This window comes from Pararhizobium sp. LjRoot238 (assembly GCF_964252955.1).
GTDB lineage: Bacteria > Pseudomonadota > Alphaproteobacteria > Rhizobiales > Rhizobiaceae > Pararhizobium.
Genome location: NZ_CAXUPP020000001.1, coordinates 3076509 through 3094603, shown reverse-complemented (window position 1 = coordinate 3094603; position 18095 = coordinate 3076509). Strand labels below are relative to the sequence as shown.

19 protein-coding genes are annotated in these 18095 nt (G+C 59.2%); 11 read left to right on the top strand and 8 right to left on the bottom strand.

What is annotated here, in order from left to right:
* Nucleotides 1-139: 139 nt before the first annotated feature.
* From ACSQ3F_RS15015 to ACSQ3F_RS15005, 3 genes are all read right to left on the bottom strand, one after another.
* Complete coding sequence (locus ACSQ3F_RS15015) at nt 140-2668, bottom strand: mechanosensitive ion channel family protein (protein ID WP_436100953.1); 2529 nt, start codon at nt 2666-2668, stop codon at nt 140-142.
* Nucleotides 2669-2813: 145 nt separating this feature from the next.
* Nucleotides 2814-3374, bottom strand: coding sequence for a DUF924 family protein (locus tag ACSQ3F_RS15010; RefSeq protein ID WP_436100952.1), 561 nt, complete (start codon nt 3372-3374; stop codon nt 2814-2816).
* A gap of 188 nt (nt 3375-3562) precedes the next feature.
* On the bottom strand, nt 3563-3904 hold the full coding sequence (locus ACSQ3F_RS15005) for a hypothetical protein (protein WP_436100951.1): 342 nt from the start codon (nt 3902-3904) through the stop codon (nt 3563-3565).
* 196 nt (nt 3905-4100) lie between these two features.
* On the opposite strand from ACSQ3F_RS15005, the gene ACSQ3F_RS15000 reads away from it, so the two are divergent.
* The 7 genes from ACSQ3F_RS15000 to ACSQ3F_RS14970 all read left to right on the top strand — a co-directional run bounded on the left by ACSQ3F_RS15000 (nt 4101) and on the right by ACSQ3F_RS14970 (nt 11350).
* Nucleotides 4101-4388, top strand: coding sequence for a hypothetical protein (locus ACSQ3F_RS15000; RefSeq protein WP_436100950.1), 288 nt, complete (start codon nt 4101-4103; stop codon nt 4386-4388).
* 353 nt (nt 4389-4741) lie between these two features.
* The gene (locus tag ACSQ3F_RS14995; protein ID WP_436100949.1) at nt 4742-5767 is read left to right on the top strand and encodes a sulfate ABC transporter substrate-binding protein; all 1026 of its coding nucleotides are present in this window, start codon (nt 4742-4744) and stop codon (nt 5765-5767) included.
* 6 nt (nt 5768-5773) lie between these two features.
* Nucleotides 5774-6631, top strand: coding sequence for a sulfate ABC transporter permease subunit CysT (gene cysT, locus ACSQ3F_RS14990; protein ID WP_436100948.1), 858 nt, complete (start codon nt 5774-5776; stop codon nt 6629-6631).
* Nucleotides 6621-7505, top strand: coding sequence for a sulfate ABC transporter permease subunit CysW (cysW, locus tag ACSQ3F_RS14985; protein WP_436100947.1), 885 nt, complete (start codon nt 6621-6623; stop codon nt 7503-7505). Before cysT ends, cysW begins: the two co-directional genes overlap by 11 nt.
* Nucleotides 7506-7519: 14 nt before the next feature.
* Complete coding sequence (locus ACSQ3F_RS14980) at nt 7520-8554, top strand: sulfate/molybdate ABC transporter ATP-binding protein (RefSeq protein ID WP_436100946.1); 1035 nt, start codon at nt 7520-7522, stop codon at nt 8552-8554.
* Between the two features lie 203 nt (nt 8555-8757).
* Nucleotides 8758-10806 carry an acyltransferase family protein gene (locus ACSQ3F_RS14975; RefSeq protein ID WP_436100945.1) on the top strand — a complete coding sequence of 683 codons (2049 nt, stop codon included), beginning with the start codon at nt 8758-8760 and terminating at the stop codon, nt 10804-10806.
* A 313-nt stretch (nt 10807-11119) separates the two neighbouring features.
* Nucleotides 11120-11350: a hypothetical protein gene (locus ACSQ3F_RS14970; RefSeq protein WP_436100944.1), complete on the top strand. Its 231-nt coding sequence runs from the start codon at nt 11120-11122 to the stop codon at nt 11348-11350.
* Between the two features lie 25 nt (nt 11351-11375).
* On the opposite strand, the gene ACSQ3F_RS14965 is transcribed toward ACSQ3F_RS14970, so the two are convergent.
* The 3 genes from ACSQ3F_RS14965 to ACSQ3F_RS14955 all read right to left on the bottom strand — a co-directional run bounded on the left by ACSQ3F_RS14965 (nt 11376) and on the right by ACSQ3F_RS14955 (nt 12764).
* A complete protein-coding gene (locus ACSQ3F_RS14965; RefSeq protein WP_436100943.1) occupies nt 11376-11540 on the bottom strand; it encodes a hypothetical protein in 165 nt (54 codons plus the stop codon).
* Between the two features lie 97 nt (nt 11541-11637).
* Nucleotides 11638-12246 carry a DUF1236 domain-containing protein gene (locus ACSQ3F_RS14960; protein ID WP_436100942.1) on the bottom strand — a complete coding sequence of 203 codons (609 nt, stop codon included), beginning with the start codon at nt 12244-12246 and terminating at the stop codon, nt 11638-11640.
* 278 nt (nt 12247-12524) lie between these two features.
* Nucleotides 12525-12764 carry a helix-turn-helix domain-containing protein gene (locus ACSQ3F_RS14955; RefSeq protein ID WP_436100941.1) on the bottom strand — a complete coding sequence of 80 codons (240 nt, stop codon included), beginning with the start codon at nt 12762-12764 and terminating at the stop codon, nt 12525-12527.
* A gap of 89 nt (nt 12765-12853) precedes the next feature.
* On the opposite strand from ACSQ3F_RS14955, the gene ACSQ3F_RS14950 reads away from it, so the two are divergent.
* Nucleotides 12854-13258 carry a hypothetical protein gene (locus ACSQ3F_RS14950; protein WP_436100940.1) on the top strand — a complete coding sequence of 135 codons (405 nt, stop codon included), beginning with the start codon at nt 12854-12856 and terminating at the stop codon, nt 13256-13258.
* Nucleotides 13259-13450: 192 nt separating this feature from the next.
* On the opposite strand, the gene ACSQ3F_RS14945 is transcribed toward ACSQ3F_RS14950, so the two are convergent.
* Nucleotides 13451-13798 carry a hypothetical protein gene (locus ACSQ3F_RS14945; protein ID WP_436100939.1) on the bottom strand — a complete coding sequence of 116 codons (348 nt, stop codon included), beginning with the start codon at nt 13796-13798 and terminating at the stop codon, nt 13451-13453.
* Between the two features lie 57 nt (nt 13799-13855).
* Nucleotides 13856-14794 carry a polyphosphate kinase 2 family protein gene (locus tag ACSQ3F_RS14940; RefSeq protein ID WP_436100938.1) on the bottom strand — a complete coding sequence of 313 codons (939 nt, stop codon included), beginning with the start codon at nt 14792-14794 and terminating at the stop codon, nt 13856-13858.
* Nucleotides 14795-14998: 204 nt separating this feature from the next.
* Here ACSQ3F_RS14940 and ACSQ3F_RS14935 point away from each other — a divergent pair, with 204 nt between their 5' ends.
* From ACSQ3F_RS14935 to ACSQ3F_RS14925, 3 genes are all read left to right on the top strand, one after another.
* On the top strand, nt 14999-15487 hold the full coding sequence (locus ACSQ3F_RS14935; RefSeq protein WP_436100937.1) for a hypothetical protein: 489 nt from the start codon (nt 14999-15001) through the stop codon (nt 15485-15487).
* Nucleotides 15488-15602: 115 nt separating this feature from the next.
* The gene (locus ACSQ3F_RS14930) at nt 15603-16250 is read left to right on the top strand and encodes a MarC family protein (RefSeq protein ID WP_436100936.1); all 648 of its coding nucleotides are present in this window, start codon (nt 15603-15605) and stop codon (nt 16248-16250) included.
* 62 nt (nt 16251-16312) lie between these two features.
* Nucleotides 16313-18016 carry a SulP family inorganic anion transporter gene (locus ACSQ3F_RS14925; protein ID WP_436100935.1) on the top strand — a complete coding sequence of 568 codons (1704 nt, stop codon included), beginning with the start codon at nt 16313-16315 and terminating at the stop codon, nt 18014-18016.
* Nucleotides 18017-18095: the final 79 nt, after the last annotated feature.

Sequence of the window (18095 nt, the reverse complement as noted above, 5' to 3'; positions counted from 1 at the left end):
ACTTTAGGGCTCGTACCGTCGGGAGTAGAGCCTGTCTACGACATAATCATCATGCTGTACGACCAGAGCCGCGCAGTCCACGGATTGGAACGACCAGTGGTTCGCTGGATGAAACCCTCGTTGCTTGATCGCCGAAGCTTCAACCCTTGTCGCCCACCGCTTCGACGCTAACCCTGCGGGGCCGCCGCTGCGTGCCGCTGCGCCTGACCGGCTCGTCGGCGACCGGTTGCTCAGCGGCTTCTGCGGGCGCTGTCTGTTGCGCCGGCGCGGCCGGCGCCAGCTCGGGCATTGGCTCCTCCGGTTCAAGTTCATCCTTGGGAAACGGCGCCCCCAGCCCCTCTTCGCGGAACCGCTCGTAGATCGCCAGCCTGAGATCGTTGCGCACGCCGTTGCCGTTGACGATATCGGCAAGGTAGACGCGCAATTCGAAGGTCATGGTCGTTTCGCCGAAGGTCGTAAAGACCGCTAGCGGCTCGGGGTTCTTCAACACCAGCGGATGGGCGGCTGCAATCTTCAGCAGCGTGTCCATCACCTGCCGGGGCACCGCGTCATAGCCGACCGTCACCGGAATATCCGACCGGCCGAGCTTGTTGCGATGCGTCCAGTTACCGACGGAAGCGTTGATGAACAGCGAGTTCGGCACCATGATCGTCTGGCGCTGGAACGTCTCGATCTCGGTTGCGCGAACCGAGATGCGCCTTACGAACCCTTCCGTCGTGCCCGTCACCACCCAGTCTCCGACCTTGAACGGCCGTTCGACCAGTAGAATGAGCCCCGAAACGAAGTTGGAAACGATGTTCTGCAGACCGAAACCGACACCGAGCGAAAGGGCACCGGCAACCAGTGCCAGGTTCGAAAGATCGAGCCCCGCCGCGGAAATGGCCATCAGGCCGGCGAGCCCCAAGCCGAGATAGCCGACCCCGGTCTTCACCGAATTGCGAACGCCGGGATCGACGCGACTGCGGGCCATCACACTGCCGTCGAGCCAACGCTGGAACCAGCGGGTGACGACATAAACCGCAGCAAACAGCAATATCCCGGCGAGAATGCCGGTAATGGAAATGGTGATGCCGCCGATCTTGATTTCAGTGAAGATACGATAGGCCCAGCTCTGGATGTCGGCGATCTGGAAGCCCCACTGCAAAAGGATGAGCGGGATGAAGAACAGGATGACCAGCGCGTAGATGCCGAGACCGGCGACCAGGCCTGCCTGGTCGAGCCCGATCTGCTCCATCTGGAAACGCTTTTCGAGATAGCGGCCGACGACCGTGTCGGCGAGCGCATTCTGTTTGGCGACGGCCTTGCCCGTCAGGATGCCGATATACATCGTCACCAGGATCGCACCGGTCATGACGATCTGCGTCGCAACGAACCGGGCAAGGCCAACGTAACCCGACAGCGAGGCAATGATCAGCGCAGCGCCGGTCAAAACGAACAGCAGCCAAACGGCGCGCGGCCAGGGCTTGCCTTGACTATCCAACGCTTCGCCAGCCGGAACGATCGGCTTGATCAGTGCCATGGCCATCAGGATCAGGCCGGTGATGATCGAGGCGATCAGGCTTTTGACGACGGTGAGGACGATCGGCGATCCCATCACTTCGCTGATCGTGCCGGCCAAATAGTCGAGACCATTGACCACCGCCATGGCAGAGATCGACCACACCAGCAACCGCGCGCCGCCATCGGAAACGCGCACAAGGCGCCAGGCGCTCTGCCGGGGCGCAAGAACGGCGTTCGACAAGGTCGAGACAAACAGCAGGGCGACACAAACAGCCAAGGTGTTCGAAACGATCGGCGCAATGTCGGGCCGCAGCACATTGAACACCTGCAAGAAAAAGTAGCTGGTCGTCGCGAAGGCCGCCATCGCCATCGTCGGTATCATCGTTGACCAGAACGCCACCGACAGGCGAGTGATGTAGCCCGGCTCTTCGTTCAGGACCTCGCGGTGGATGAACGGCGAAAACAGCCGGCGCGTGCCCGCAAGGAAAACGAGCGCCGCGCAAAGCGACAAGAACAGCGCCGAAAGCAATTGCAAACGCTTGAAATTCCACGCGAACGTCAGCCAGCTGCCGACCGTGCGCATGAACGTCTGGCGTTCCAGGCTGATGGCGGTGATCGCATCCATCACCGTAGTCCGGTTGATATCGGTATGCTTGAGCAGCGTATTGCTGAACAGGGCGCGCCGCGTCGCCGTGATGCCGTTGGACAGCTTTGTCGCCTGGATCGACAGATCCTCGGCTGTTCCCGTCAGCGCGTTGATCTCACCCCGCTCGGCGAGAAGGCGTTTGCGCTCTTGCGTCACGACCTCGGCCTCCGGCGGCGCGCCCTCCGCCGGCGGATCGCCCAATTCCGTCAGCCGCGCCTTGATTTCATCCAGGCGCGGCCGGGTGGCGACCGAGGTAGCGATAATCTGCTTGGCCGTCGCGTCGACCTCGACCTTGAGCTCGGCAAGGCGGTTGTCGTCACTTTTCGCCTGCGTCACGAGATCTGTCAGCCGCGCAAGGTTCTTGCGAGCAGTCTCAAGTTGCTCGCCAGGACGTGCCTGCGGGCTCGCCACCTCCTCGGTCTGCCGCGGAATGACATTTGTCGCCGGTTGCTGCGCCATGACGGGCGCCGGGGCTGCAACCATCCACAAGGACAGAAGGGTGGCAAAGAGTTTCGACGTCATCGGCAATCACATTATCCTTTTCCGGCGTCCGGCGCTGCAAACCAGAATCGAAGCGCGGTTCAGACGGTTCGGCGTTGCATAGGCCGGGGCGTCGCCGGATGCAAAAAACGATTTTGGCATCGCGGCAGTTGATCCTCCGCGCGCATCAGAACCGCGAGCCCGGTTGAGACAGGAAGTCGATCTCCGCTGCCGAGGAAACGCGGCCCAAAATAGCGTTGCGATGCGGGAACCGGCCGAATTTCCGGATGATCTCGCAATGACGCATGGCAAAATTGAGGTAGTCGGCGTCGCCAAGGTCAGTGCAGAGCTTCACCGAACGTGTCTGATCGACGAGATCTTCCGAATGTTCAAAGGGAAGATAGAGGAATGCCCGCTGATCGATCGTCATTTCCCGATCGGCCCCCGCATCGACAGCAAGGCGTGCCTCTCTGAGTGCCAGACCGTCTGTCGCAAACGCCAGCGGCGAAGCCCGGTACATGTTGCGCGGTATCTGGTCGAGAACGATCACGGCAGCAAGCCGGTTCTCCGGCGTCCCCCGCCACGCGGCACCAACCACTCTCGAAAGCGCCAGATGCGTCTTGCGAAACCGCCGGTCGCATTGCTCGTCCAGCCCCGCAGGCGGATTGAACCAATGTTCTGGACGCAGTTCATCGAACCAGAATGACAGGATCTCGCCCGGTGTGCATACGTCGGCGGCATCCGCCATAATCGCCTCCCTTTTTCCTACATTCCGAACCGCGCAGCACCATTCCTGGCCGCCAGCCAGAGGCCAAACGGACATAGGCCAGACATAGGCCAGACATAGGCCAGACATGGGAATGCGTCTGCGCGTTTCCATGGCGCGCTTCGAGGTCCTGATCCACCCGCCCCGAAGTCGCCTTGCTTTGGGGAAATTTATCTCTCGCGCAGCAGGCCCGGCAAGGCATTCCCGCCCGGCCCATATTGCTGCCTGCCGGTTTCACATGCAATTTCCGCGTTACCGCGGCGCATTGCACCTTCCCGGGCATTGGCCATGGCGTCGATGAGATCGTAGTCGCGGTTGGATTTTCCAATTTTCTGGCCGATGGCGATCGCGGTCACCGAAACCGTATCCATCTCCAGCGCCGGACATACGCGGGCGAAGGCGACGACGTCGGCGATCTTTTCCATCACGTCTTCGCGCGCGTCCAGGGTTGCCGCCAAGGCTGGGCCGGAGAGGGAAAGAAGCAGGATGGAGGCAAGGAGTTTCCGTTTCATGACAATCAAGTCTCCGTGAAACCTCCCATATTCATTCTTGCTGATTCTCTGATATTCGCAAGGCCGCCCGATTCGACGCTGCAAGCCTTGCGCAAGGCGGGCCGTTCCAAGCCATTACCGGGGGCTGGAAAATATCCGCGCAAACGCTATGTCCGCAGAGGGAGAGGATCAAAATATCCCCAGGGGGAGTTCTGCAATGAGAAAGATAATCATTGCGGCTTTTGTCGCTCTGCTCGTGACGTCCTGCACGCAAACGCAATCCTACAGCGAACTCGAGCCGATACCGGGCAGCATCACCTATAACGGTCAGCCCCGGACCAAGCTGACCAAATCGCCCATCGGCAGCACGTTCAGTCACACGTTCCTCGACCAAACCGGAAATGGCTGGAGCGAGACCTATCAGATACAACCCGATCGCTCGCTCAAGCTCATTGCAAGACGGAGATCCATAGAGTTCACGCTGAACCCAGGCGGCCGATTGTAGGACGTTCCGGGCGTGGGTGCTCAAATCGCCCGCTTTGGTTCATCGCCCCGCGCCCGAGCACGGGGTGAACGGATCGAGGAAATCTTTAGGGTCATGCAAGATCGGTCACTGAAACTCATCGCCCGTCACAGCGGCTTTGTCGACCTTGCCGAGAAATGACGTTCCGCAAGGCGCCACGGCATGGTAGCGTCCGTTAGCAATGGATCAGGAGCCTGCCGCTGCGGGGCAAATGATTTCGGCATTGGCCCATGCCAAGGGCAGGACTTTCTCCCGGTGATCGGGGAAAGGAAAAGTTCTGCGTTATAATATCCCACTTAATGGATAGAGTATGCCTGCTAACAACGGAGGTAGACATGCGAGCGAAACGACTCACGAGATTTTTTACGGCGGCGCTTCTCGCCAGCAGCATCCAGATCGGCGGGCTTGGTTTCGCATTTGCCGATACGACGCTTCTCAATGTCTCCTACGACCCGACGCGCGAACTCTACAAGGATTTCAACGCGGCCTTCGCCGAGAAATGGAATGCGGATACGGGCGAGACGGTGACGATTCAGGGGTCGCATGGGGGATCCGGCAAACAGGCGCGCGCTGTCATCGATGGGCTGGAAGCCGACGTCGTGACATTGGCGCTTGAGTCCGATATCGACGCCATCGCCAAGGGAACCGGCAAGATTCCGGCAGACTGGAAGACGAAGTTCGAGAACAACAGTTCTCCTTACACCTCCACCATCGTGTTCCTGGTGCGCAAGGGCAATCCCAAGGGTATCAAGGACTGGGGCGACCTGGTGAAGGACGATGTCCAGGTGATCACGCCTAATCCGAAGACCTCGGGCGGCGCCCGCTGGAACTTCCTGGCCGCCTGGGCATGGGCGCGCGCGGCCAATGGCGGCGACGATGCCAAGGCGCAGGAATATGTCAGTCAGCTCTTCAAGCATGTTCCCGTGCTCGACACCGGTGCCCGCGGCGCGACGACCACCTTCGTGCAGCGCGGCCTCGGCGACGTTCTGCTCGCGTGGGAAAACGAAGCCTATCTCTCGCTCGAGGAACTCGGCCCGGACAATTTCGACATCGTCACTCCGTCCATCTCGATCAAGGCTGAACCGCCGGTCGCGCTGGTCGATGGCAATGTCGATGCCAAGGGGACCCGCAAGGTGGCGGAAGCCTATCTGCAGTATCTCTATTCGGACGTCGGCCAGAAGATCGCGGCGAAACACTACTATCGCCCGTTCAGACCGGAAGCCGCCGACCCGCAGGACATCAAACGTTTTGCCGATGTTAAGCTCGTGACTATTGACGAATTCGGCGGATGGAAGGAAGCTCAGCCAAAATATTTTGGGGACGGTGGGCTCTTTGACCAGATCTACAAGCCAGGACAATAAGACTTTATGAGCACAAGCACAGCTTCGCTGTGGCAAATCAGACAGCCGAGCGTCATTCCAGGATTCGGATTGGCGCTCGGCGTTACTTTGTCATGGCTCACTCTCATCATTCTCATTCCTCTTTCCGGCCTCGTCTGGCGGTCCAGCGCCTTGGGCTGGGCAACCTTCTGGGAACTGGCCACCGACCAGCGCACCATCAATGCGCTGCGCGTCAGCTTCGGCACGGCCTTTCTCGCCGCGCTGATCAATGTCGCCTTCGGCGTCGTCCTTGCCTGGGTTCTCGTGCGCTACCGCTTTCCCGGCAAGCGCGTCATCGATGCCATGGTCGACCTTCCGTTCGCGCTGCCGACCGCCGTCGCCGGTATCGCGCTGACGATGCTCTACGCACCGAACGGCTGGATCGGCAGCCTCTTGACGCCACTCGGCATCAAGATCGCCTTCACGCCGCTCGGCATCGTTTTCGCGCTCGTCTTCGTCGGCCTGCCCTTCGTCGTCAGGACCGTGCAGCCGATCATGGAAGAAATCGACAAGGAAGTGGAGGAAGCCGCGGCAACGCTGGGAGCCAACCGATTCCAGACCATCAGGCGCGTGTTGCTGCCAGGGCTCGCACCCGCGGTTCTGACGGGTTTCGCGCTGGCCTTTGCCCGTGGTGTCGGCGAGTATGGTTCCGTCATCTTCATCGCCGGTAATCTGCCCTACGTATCCGAAATCGCCCCCTTGCTGATCGTGATCCGCCTGGAGGAGTTCAACTATCCGGCAGCGACCGCCATCGCCGCCGTCATGCTTGTCATTTCCTTCGCGATGCTGTTGATCATCAACATGATTCAAGCCTGGAGCAGACGGAGGTACGGCTATGGCGCATGATGGTTCAAATGCCGGCGCCGGAAACACCGAACTGGTCCGGGCCGCCACATCCGAGCACCGGCTGGCGCGGTACGGACTGATCGGTGCCGCGCTCTGTTTCGTGGCGCTCTTCCTCGTCTTGCCGCTGGCGGCGGTATTCACCGAAGCCATGCGCAATGGCCCTGGAGAGTTCTTCAGCGTTCTATCCGACCCGGAGACTTTTTCCGCAATTTGGCTGACGCTGCTGGTCGCGGTCATCGCCGTGCCGCTCAACCTGGTATTCGGCATCGCCGCTGCCTGGGCGATCGCCAAGTTCGAGTTCAAGGGCAAGGCGTTCCTCACCACCCTGATCGACCTGCCGTTCTCGGTTTCGCCGGTGATATCCGGTCTGGTCTTCGTCCTCTTGTTCGGCTCTCACAGCCTGCTCGGCCCCTGGCTGCAGGCCCACGGCATCCAGATCCTGTTTGCCGTGCCGGGCATCGTTCTTGCGACCGTCTTCGTCACCTTCCCCTTCGTCGCCCGCGAACTCATCCCGCTGATGCAGGAGCAGGGAACGAGCGACGAGGAAGCCGCATTGTCCTTGGGCGCAAGCGGCTGGCAGACGTTCTGGCACGTGACGTTGCCCAACATCAAATGGGGCCTGCTCTACGGCGTCCTGTTGTGCAACGCCCGCGCCATGGGCGAGTTCGGCGCGGTCTCCGTCGTCTCCGGCCATATCCGCGGCCTGACGAACACCATGCCGCTCCAGGTGGAAATCCTCTACAATGAATATAATTTCGTTGCCGCCTTCGCGGTCGCAACGCTTCTCGCCCTGCTGGCCCTCGTTACCCTCGTTCTGAAGTCGCTGCTTGAAATGAAGTACAGCGCCCAGATCGCCGCCAGCCGCCGGCACTGAAAGGTCAAGTTTACATGGAAGTTCGCGTTCAAAACATACGCAAGGAATTCAGCCGCTTTCCGGCGCTCAACGACGTGTCGCTCGATATCCGCTCAGGTGAACTGATCGCCTTGCTGGGTCCGTCCGGCTCCGGCAAGACGACGCTGCTGCGGCTGATCGCAGGTCTTGAGAGCCCGACCGAAGGCACCGTCTATTTCGGCAACGAGGACGCCTCGCGCAAGACCGTGCAGGAGCGCAACATCGGCTTCGTCTTCCAGCATTACGCCCTGTTCCGCCACATGACCGTGCTCGACAACGTCTCCTTCGGCCTGACGATCCGCCCTGCGGGACGCCGCCCGGCGAAAGCCGATATCCGCAAGCGCGCGCTGGAACTGCTCGACCTCGTGCAACTGAGCGGCCTTGAAAAGCGCTACCCGGCGCAGCTGTCCGGCGGCCAGCGCCAGCGTGTGGCGCTCGCCCGCGCCATGGCGGTGGAGCCGAACGTGCTGCTGCTCGACGAGCCCTTCGGCGCGCTCGACGCGCAGGTGCGCAAGGAGCTGCGCCGCTGGCTGCGCGAAATCCACGACCGCACCGGCCACACCACCGTCTTCGTGACGCACGACCAGGACGAGGCGTTGGAACTCGCCGACCGTGTCGTTGTCATGAGCAAGGGCAAGATCGAGCAGATCGGTACGCCGGACGAGATCTACGACACGCCGAACTCGCCCTTCGTGTTCGGTTTCATCGGTCAGTCGAACATTCTTCCGGTGCGCGTCGAAAACGGTCAACTCTGGATCGATGATCGCTCGATCGGTGTCAGTGCCCCCGGCGAGGCAGACGGTCCCGCGCAGCTCTATTTCCGCCCGCACGACATAGAACTGCTCGACGGCGGCGGCTGCATTGCCGGTATCGTCGTCCAGACCCGCCGCGTCGCCGGCACCCGCCACGTCGAGCTCGATATCGGCGCAGCCAGTACGAAGGTCGAAATCGAATTGCCGCCGGAAAAGGCAACCTCCGACCGGTCTCGCCTCGCCTTCAGGCCGACCCGCTGGAAGCTGTTCCGCGACTGACCATACCGCGATAAGCTGAAAACACACCGGGGGCGGCCCCCCGGTGACGATGCCGCCATTGCCGCGAGGCACAGCACTTCCTCTTTCGCCACAAATATGCTGTTGCTTTGACACTTGTTTTCGCAGGAACAGCTTGATCCGCGGTATCAAGCCGTCGCATCCTGCCGGGCTATCACGCCTATTTTGATCTCTGCAGGGCCGGAATGAACTATAGACGCGAAATCGATGGGCTGAGATCGGTAGCGGTCGTTCCGGTGGTGCTGTTCCACGCCGGCTTCCAGCTGTTCAGCGGCGGTTTTATCGGTGTCGATATCTTCTTCGTCATCAGCGGTTACCTGATTACCTCGATTATCATCGCGGAGCGGGAAAGAGACAGTTTTTCGCTGCTCAAATTCTACGAGCGCCGGGCCCGCCGCATTCTTCCCGTGCTCTTCTTCGTGCTGTTGTGCTGCCTGCCGTTTGCCTGGGCGTGGATGCTGCCTGACCAGATGACGAGCTTCGCCGGAAGCGTCGTCGCCGTCTGCCTGTTCGCTTCCAATTTCCTGTTCTGGAGTGAAAGCGGCGGCTATTTCGCCGCGGCTTCGGAAGAGCAGCCGCTGGTGCACACCTGGAGCCTGGCGGTGGAGGAGCAGTACTACATGCTGTTTCCGTTGTTCGTGATGCTGGCCTGGCGCTTCGGCCGCCTGGCGCTGATCGGTGCCGTCGCGGCGGTCGCCATCGCCAGTCTGGCGCTAGCCCAATACGGCTCGCAGAACTTTGCGACGGCAAATTTCTATCTGCCGAACACGCGTGCCTGGGAACTGCTGGCCGGCTCGCTCTGCGCCTTTGCGCTCTCGGGCGGGCAACAATACAAAAGCAACATCCTGTCCCTGACGGGCCTCGCGATCATCGTCTTCTCGATTTTCGCCTATGATCAGGCGACGCCCTTTCCGTCCCTCTATGCGCTCGTCCCGGTCCTCGGCGCCGCTCTGGTCATTCTGTTTGGGTCCACGGAAACGGTAACGGCACGATTGCTCTCCACACGCCCCGTGGTCGGGATCGGCCTGATCAGCTATAGCCTCTATCTCTGGCATCAGCCGGTGTTCGCTTTCGCGCGCATCCGCAGCTTGACCGAACCTTCCGCGCTGGCGATGGGCCTGCTTGCGCTCGGCTCTTTCCCGCTTGCCTACCTCTCCTGGCGCTTCGTCGAGACACCGTTCCGCAAGGGCGCCAAAACAACACTTCTGCCAAGGCCGGTCCAGATTCTAAGTGCCGCCGCAGTCACAGCCTTCCTGTTCATCGGAATGGGCCTTTACGGTCTTTCCGATGGCGGCCTGCAATTCCGCTTGCCGCGGGAGGCGCAGGCTGCGCTTGCCCAGGAGCGTCACGACCCGATCATGGACACATGTCTGTTCGACAAGGGCGAGGCATCCCTGCCCCATCCTGTTCGGGACTGCCTGACCAAACATTCAGCCGGCAGCAAGACGATCCTGATCGGCGATTCTCATGCCGCCGCACTCGCCGGAGAAGCGCTCCGCGCCTTCGATGCAAAGGACGCCGATCTTTATGTGATGACCCATTCTGCCTGTGTCGGCTTTTCCGGACTCTACGTTTCCAGCCCAAAATACCGGTTGCGCTGCAACTCCTTTTTCACCGGCATCGAAGACTACATCCGCAAGAGCGATACGGCGACCATTGTCATGGCAAGCCGCTGGAGCCTGTATCTCGACGGCACGCCCTTCGACAATGGCGAGGGCGGCATCGAGCTTCTGAAACCGACCTATGTCGATCTCTTCGATCGCCTGGGCGAGCAGACAAGCCAGAACGATCCGGCGCGCAAGGCCCGCGTGTTGAAGCAATATGTGGCCGATATCCAAAACTATCTCGATGCGGGCCGCAATGTGGTGCTCGTCTATCCGATACCGGAGGCAGGGTGGAACGTACCGGAACTTGTGGCGAAGAGCGCGATGACCGGACGCAAAAACCTGGAGTTCAGCACCAGCTTTGAACGCTATCTGCAGCGAAACCAGGCGGTCATCGCCGCCTTTGACGCCATCTCCCACCCCAATCTCTTCCGCGTCAAGCCTGGCGATGTCTTCTGCAGCACCTTCATCAAGGAGCGATGCATCAACAGCGTCAATGCCGACAGGGTTTTCTACTTCGACGACGATCACCTGTCGGATGCCGGCGCCGCGCTGGTCGTTCCGGCTCTGCTGGAGGCTGTGCGAACGATCGCGGAGCGAGACGTGGCACCTACGCTGGTCAAGCAATAGGCTGCCATACTTTCCTGCGAACGCATGCAACTCCCTGTTTTGGAAAAGCACGAAACCTCGGACGCTGGCTGACATAAAACGTTCGCTGAGGCCACGAACATGTCTTACAGCGCCGCGCGTCTGTCCAGACGCGCAAAGGTCGCTGTAACACTTTGATCTACTGCATAATTCCTTAAATCGACTCCGATTTAAGGAATTATGCAGTAGTGAATGGCGCTATCTTAAAATCGCGCTAAACTGCGGTCATCATCAGGCAGTCGGGGCCTAGAAGAAAAAACGGGTTGCAACCGCCCCACCCAAAGGAGGGTTCGCCATGGCGAACGCCACTATGCATATGGACGTTCTCTGTGCCGAGGATATCGACACACTACGGCTCGTTTTCGATCAGTTTTGCGAAGCACATCAAAGAGCACGATCGGACAGTGACATGGAGATTTGCGCCAGCATCATGGTCCGGCTCTACCAGAGCGGCGAACGGGACCTGGCTGTTTTGATGGCAGCCTGCGAAAACGCCTTGCGGCGGGACATCGCCATCGGGGCGTGATTGGCAAAAGAGGAGAGCAAATCCGCTATCTGGTCTCCTCGGCGGCATTTTCCGGAGCAACGACAAGCGGATCCGGGGGCGTGGTGTTCTTGGTGTTTTCGTCCGGCGCAAAATGCTGCACGACAAGGACACTGAGAATCGAGCCGACCACGAAGCCGATCACGGCGATCATGCCTGAGCGAGAGGTCATGTCCGTTCCTCCAGACAAACTCCCGTCGAACCGGGGAGATATGCCCCTGCCGGGTCGGGCCTTCCGCGGCCCGAACCAGACTTCGCGAAATCAGCGTCTATTCATAAACATAGACGATCCGGCGGCTCTGCGGATCGACCAGTACCGGCTGATCGTTAATGCGCACATAGTTGTACTGATAGTTCGGCACCTCCGAGATCACCACATCGCCCGGCAGCGTTGCCCCGACCACCACTTCGCCGTCATAAGGAACCGTCTCCATCGGCGTGCGCTCGATATAGGTGATCACTTCGGGCGGCGGTACGATGGTTTCGCCGACCCGCCCGATCAATTCATCGCCCGGCGCCGGATCGGCAGGTCCGGCGATGCTGCCCGTCCGCTCGTAGCTGACGACCGGGACACCAAGATCGACGCGGCGTTCCTGAACGATAACCGGCGCGCCATTATAGTCCACCGTCAGTTCCTGGGCGAAAACCCAGCCACGCATGCCGTTGACATCGATGCGGCACCAATTATCGCCGTCGAGGCAGCCATCAAGCACTCCCGAACTGCCGCGCGTCGCGACACCAACGGACGGATACTCCGTGCCAGGCCCGGAATAGACTGTCAGATCCGTCGCCGTCGTCGCCATCATGGCAGCTTGCGCGAGCCCTGCGCCTGAGAGCAGCATGGCACCGACGAGCAAGGGCTTTGAATTCCACCGCATGTTCTTTCTCCTTTGAATGGTGAATCCAAACGCCTGACCCGCACGCAAGGTTCCGTAGATGCGTTTTTCCTTATCGGGAGAAACGTCCTGTCCGAATATAAACCGGGATTCTGATCAAGTTTCGTGAAGGCGAACCTTGGCGTTGTGAGAGACGAGGTTTCCTTGCTCTGTGAGGTAGTCAATGACGGCCTGGTTGACGGTTCAGAACGACCTTCTGGCGCCGTTCACGATGGCTACGGCTGCAATAGTTGGGGTGAGCAGGGCCGCGAATGTCTAAATCACTTCCCGAGCCTCACGCCTTCGCCCCCCGTTGAGGTCTCGCCATCGGCAACGAACACAACGCCGGCAGCCTCCAGAGCCGACTGCATGTCGAGCAAGGTCCGATCATAGGGCGACCGTTTCCCTGCCTCGAAATTGGCGATCGTCGCTTTCGCCACCTTTGACGTTGAGGCGAGCTGATCTTGCGACCATCCGAGAAGCGATCTAGCGGCCCTACATTGGGCTGGCGAAAGTGACATTTTGAAGCAACCTTACACTTTTAATATTGACATTGGCATCGATCGACTTTATATCAAAAATGCAACATATAGCAAATGGAGCATTTCCAATGCCGAACACCATCGTTCCGGCCGCTGACGAAGCCATGCCGAAAAATGAGAGTGCCGGAGTTTCTACCCTGTTCCTTGAATGGGGACGAGAGTACGCGGTCGCCAATAAGGACGGCTTTGCTCAGGAGGGGCGCGACACGGCCTGCAGGAAGATCAGCAGAAGAATCATGCTTGGCGGATTCGCTGCAACAGCCGGCGGGATGGCCGCCACTGCCGTTCCCCTGCCAGCACCGGCCGCCGCCGACACAGCGCCCGCTCCGTCGCCTGAGGAGCGCCTGCAGGCCGCGATCGAAGAGCTGCAAGCGGCAGCGACCGCGGCTATTCAAAGCATCGTCGACTGGAGGCTCTGCGTTAAACCGGACATGGATGGTTGCCCGCTCTTGATTGCCGCGTTCACGCACTGAGGAAGGCGCGCCTTAGCCAGCCAGCGAAAACCTGATCATGAAACCGGCGCGGCTGCAGCTGTGGCCGGTTCATTCGTTTGCGCCCTAAAACTGGAAAAAATCGCTGTTACCCTATTTGTTATATTAGACGGTCTCGGCTTGCCACTTACCGTCGATCGAAGAACGTCCAGCCCGCAACATGGCAATGCCCCCCTATGAGCACCCTCTGCTATAGAAGAACTTTTCCACCGCTTCGAGAGCGTTATGGGAATAATCAGACGGGTTCAGATCGCCAATCAAATCGGGAAGAGCAAGATCTGCGTTCGCGTGGTCGACATACTCCTGGAGAAACCCGCAGCCCTTGTCCTCCCGAACAATCCGCAAGGCGATCGCCTCGACAAAACCCGTGCAGTATCCTTGCTGCCGCGGATCCTTTTCGTTTCGGCACATAGCTTGAAGTCTGGTGAATGTCGGCTCTTCGGCGTGCGCAGAAATGACATGACTTGAAAGCAGCATGATCAGTGATAGTACGATTGGAGCTGAAATCGTTGGTTTATGCATGAGCATCTCCTCCGAGAACCGCTTAGCAGCCTACGTCGCTATTGAATGGTGCGACAATCAATCTGGTTCTGCCGAAAGCTGGCCCCGGATATCCGTCAGGCGCTTTTTCTGCTTGTCGTCGACGACGGGCATGCTCAGATCAAGGCGCTCGAGTACGGAACACACCACCTCGGATATGGCTAGGCGGGCAAACCACTTGTTGTCTGCCGGAATGACAAACCACGGAGCCCAATCCGTACTTGTATTCTCAAGCATATCCTCGAACGCTTTTTGATAGTCGTCCCAGAACTTTCGCTCCTCGTAGTCGGCCGCCGAGAACTTCCAGTTCTTGTCGGGCTCGTCGATCCGCGAGAGGAACCGTTTTTTTTGCTCGTTTTTGGAAATGTTGAGAAAGAACTTCAGAATGATCGTGCCGTTCTGGCGTAGATATCTCTCAAAGTTGTTAATCTCCTTGAAGCGATTTCCCCAGATATCGTCTTTGCGAGTCTGCTCAGGAAGCTTCTGCTTCGCCAGGAATTCGGGATGCACCCTCACAACCAGGACTTCCTCGTAGTAGGAGCGGTTGAATATGCCGATCATGCCACGCCCCGGTAGCGCCTTGGAAGCTCGCCACAGGTAGCCGTGATCCAGATCTTCGGCTGACGGCGACTTAAAGCTTGTCACGTGGCATCCTTGAGGATTGACCCCCGACATGACGTGGCGTATCGCCCCGTCCTTTCCAGCGGCGTCCATGGCTTGAAAGATGATAAGCAGGGCATAGGTGTCCTGCGCATAAAGCATCTCCTGCATTTCCGACAATCGCTGGACATTCGAGGCCACCTGTTGAAGCGCCCCGGCCTTGTCGTCAAAACCGCCGGTAAAATCCGGGTCGAAGTCCTTCTTCAGCGACACGGGCTTTCCCGGTTCGGCCGCAATGTCCCGGATTCGAAACTTTACCTTGCCACTCTCCCCCACCTCTATTTTGCGCTTCTCGTCAAAGTCCACGTCGAGTTTCATTGTCTCCCCCCTCACGCATTGAATAAAAGGTTGGCGGCTGACTAGACTAAGCTATGTTCTTTCTTTGTCACTAAATTATGCTATCATTATTCTTGGTAAAATCCATATGACCCAAGTAAAATTCAACCAAGGCTAGTGTTTCGGCGCATTGCTAGCCGGGGTCTTTTGGCAGATGGTGGAGACGTCGCGACCTAGGGGGGAGCAATGACCAATCTGAAAAACCAAGGTGAGCCCGCCAGTACGGACAGCTTGTTCATGACGGCCGAAGAACTGCGCGCGTACGCCGACAAGATTGACACCGCGCGTGCATCGACCGCTTATCGCGACATGCGTAGCGCGGAGGATGCGCGAAAGGAGTTGATGGACAAAATGTCGAAGCCGGTCACCGTCACCGAGCAGATGAGGGCCAACGTTCTTTCCCGAATAAAGAAGGCGGCCGCGGAGGGGCAAACCGAACTAAAGGTCCTTCAGTTCCCTGTCGAACTCTGCACCGACCTAGGCCGTGCGATCAACAACAATGAACCCGACTGGCCCGACACTCTGACGGGTGTTCCGAGGCAGGCCTACGAAGCGTGGCGAGATCGACTGAAACCAGCCGGGTACCGCCTAAGTGCCTTGATCGTCGAATGGCCCCATGGAATGCCCGGCGATGTCGGTCTTTTCCTAGGTTGGAGCAAACCCAAGGACGCTTGATATGGCCAGGCGCGCATTGCAGGCAATGCAACGTCAATCTGGTATTGTCTAGCTATCCTAAATCGGACAATCTGTTTGGGATAGCTTCTGGGCGACTGTCGGGGGAAAGTTCCGTATGGATTTCACAGTCATCGATGTTGGCCTGGTGGCAAAGCTTCTCCTGCTCCTGCTCGTCGGCATGGGACCGAAAATTGCACTCGTGCCATTCCTGGAAATGACCCATGCCTTCGATGCGAAGACGAAGGCGGCGATAGGCCGCCAGATGGTCTTGACGGCGACTGTAACGGCTCTGATCATTTTTGCGACCGGCGCTGTTCTGATGCGGCTGTTGCATATCACCGGCGGTGCGGTTGCGATTGCCGGCGGTATTGTGCTTGCCCTGCTTGCGCTCAAGATGGCGGCCGGGCCGACCGAAAAACACCATGAAGACCCGGGAATGCCGGTCGACCCGGCAAAAATCGCGGTCTTCCCCCTTGCTGTTCCCTATATGCTCAATCCGGTCGGCATTACGGTGCTCATCATTGCATCTGACGAAGTCGTCTCGATCGCCAGCGTCGGGCTCGTTGTCGGCCTGATCCTGCTCGTCGCCGCATTCGATTATCTGGTGTTTACCAACATCGATGCGTTGGCAAAGCGCATGAAGCCGGCCAGCCTCGTGATTTCGGAGGTCGTCTTCGGTATCCTTTTGACCGCGGTGGCCGTCCAGCTTTTCGTTGCCGGCCTTGTCAATCTCGGGATCATCAGCGCGAACGTCGAACACTGATTCCGCGTTCGTGGCATGACTGCAGAATGTGCCGCTCCTCAACCCTGGAGATGTTCGACGCCATGCCGGCCCTTCCTCTCATACAAAGCCTAAGAGATTATCGGGCGGAATGGCTTCGGCAGGATCTGACATCCGGGCTGGCCATCGCCGCGGTTGGCTTGCCAAGCGCGATTGCCTACCCTGCGCTCGCTGGCTTGCCGCCGGAAGTCGGCATATATGCGAGCATCATGTCGGTTCTGGGCTATGCCCTGCTCGGCTCCTCGCGGCAGCTCATCGTGGGTCCGGACGCAGGCACGGTCACCGTGCTCGCCGCGGTCCTCGTTTCTTTCGGCCTGTCGTCGACTGTCGAAAATGTCGTGGCTTCTGCCGCCATAGCCGCAATCGTTGGCCTCTTTTGCTTTCTGGGAAGCTTCCTTCGGCTTGGCTTCATCGCCAACCTCCTCTCGCGTCCGATCCTGACCGGCTTTATGACCGGTATCTCGCTGTCGATCCTCGTTGGCCAAATCGGCCGGCTGACAGGCGTGAAGATCGAGAGTGACGGGCTGTTCGGGCCACTTTTCGAAATCGCTTCAAAGTCGGACCTGATCCACTGGCCCTCCCTTGGACTGGGCATCGGACTGTTCGTTCTGCTCCGGCTGCTAACCGCATGGCGTCCGGCTATCCCAGCACCGCTTGTTATCGTGGTGCTCGCGACCGCCCTGTCATTCCTATTTGATTTTTCGGCTTTGGGAATCCGTGTTGTTGGCGTCATCCCTTCTCAGCTACCATCGCCATCAATACCGATCCCGCACGGTGTCTCCATTGATGACCTCATCCTGGGCGCTGCAGCCGTACTGATCATGAGCTTCGGTGCTGGTATTGTGACTGCGCGCAGTTTTGGCGCTAAAAACAAATATCCTGTCGATGCAAATCGTGAACTCCTCGGATTTGGGGCGGCCAACCTTGCCTCGGGATTGTTCGGCGGCTTCGCTGTGACCGCCTCGGATTCCCGCACTGCAATCAACGATCTTATGGGTGGAAAGACGCAATTGGCGGCTGTTTTCTCAGCCGCCGCCCTTGCGCTCACGGTCCTGTTCCTTACCGAAGCGCTCGCTCTCCTGCCCGCGCCCGCACTAGGGGCCGTGCTCGCATCGGCCGCGATAGGCCTTATCGATCTGAGAACCCTGCAAGAGGTATGGCGGATCAGCCGGATCGAGTTCCTCTTTGCCCTTATCAGCATTGCAGGCGCACTCGGTCTCGGCGTCTTGAAGGGAGTCGTCGTCGCGATCGTTGCGACATTACTCTATCTCGTCATGCAAGGAATGAAGCCGCGCGACGCATTGCTGGGTCGAATTCCAGGGCGCGACGGCTTCTACAAGCTTCATCGGCATAAACAAGCCGAGCCAGTTCCCGGCGTCGTGATCTACCTTCTCCAGGGCAGTCTGCTGTTCTTCAATGCTGATTACGTCAAGGGTCGGATTGAAGACATTTTTGCAAAACTGGGACCGGATACCAAAGGGTTCATCTTCGACGCAGGGGCGTCCGCGCAGATCGACAGCACCGCGGCCGCCATGCTCGATGAGATACGGGCATTGGCGGAGGAGCGGGGCATGAAATTCGCAATTGTTGAACTTCATAGCGAGCCGCTTGAGATACTGGAACGCTCCGGCGTTCTTGCCAAAATCGGTCCCGCCATGATTTTCGATGAGCTGGAGGAGGCGGTGGCGGCATTCTCGACAAACCCTGACCTGCCTGGACTGCAAGGAGCCGGAGCGGAACCCAGGTGAGTGCCAGCGATGGCCCCGGGGATGGACTACCGTCGCAGCGCGTGAGCGCACGATTTATGACACTGCGTTTGTTGCTGGC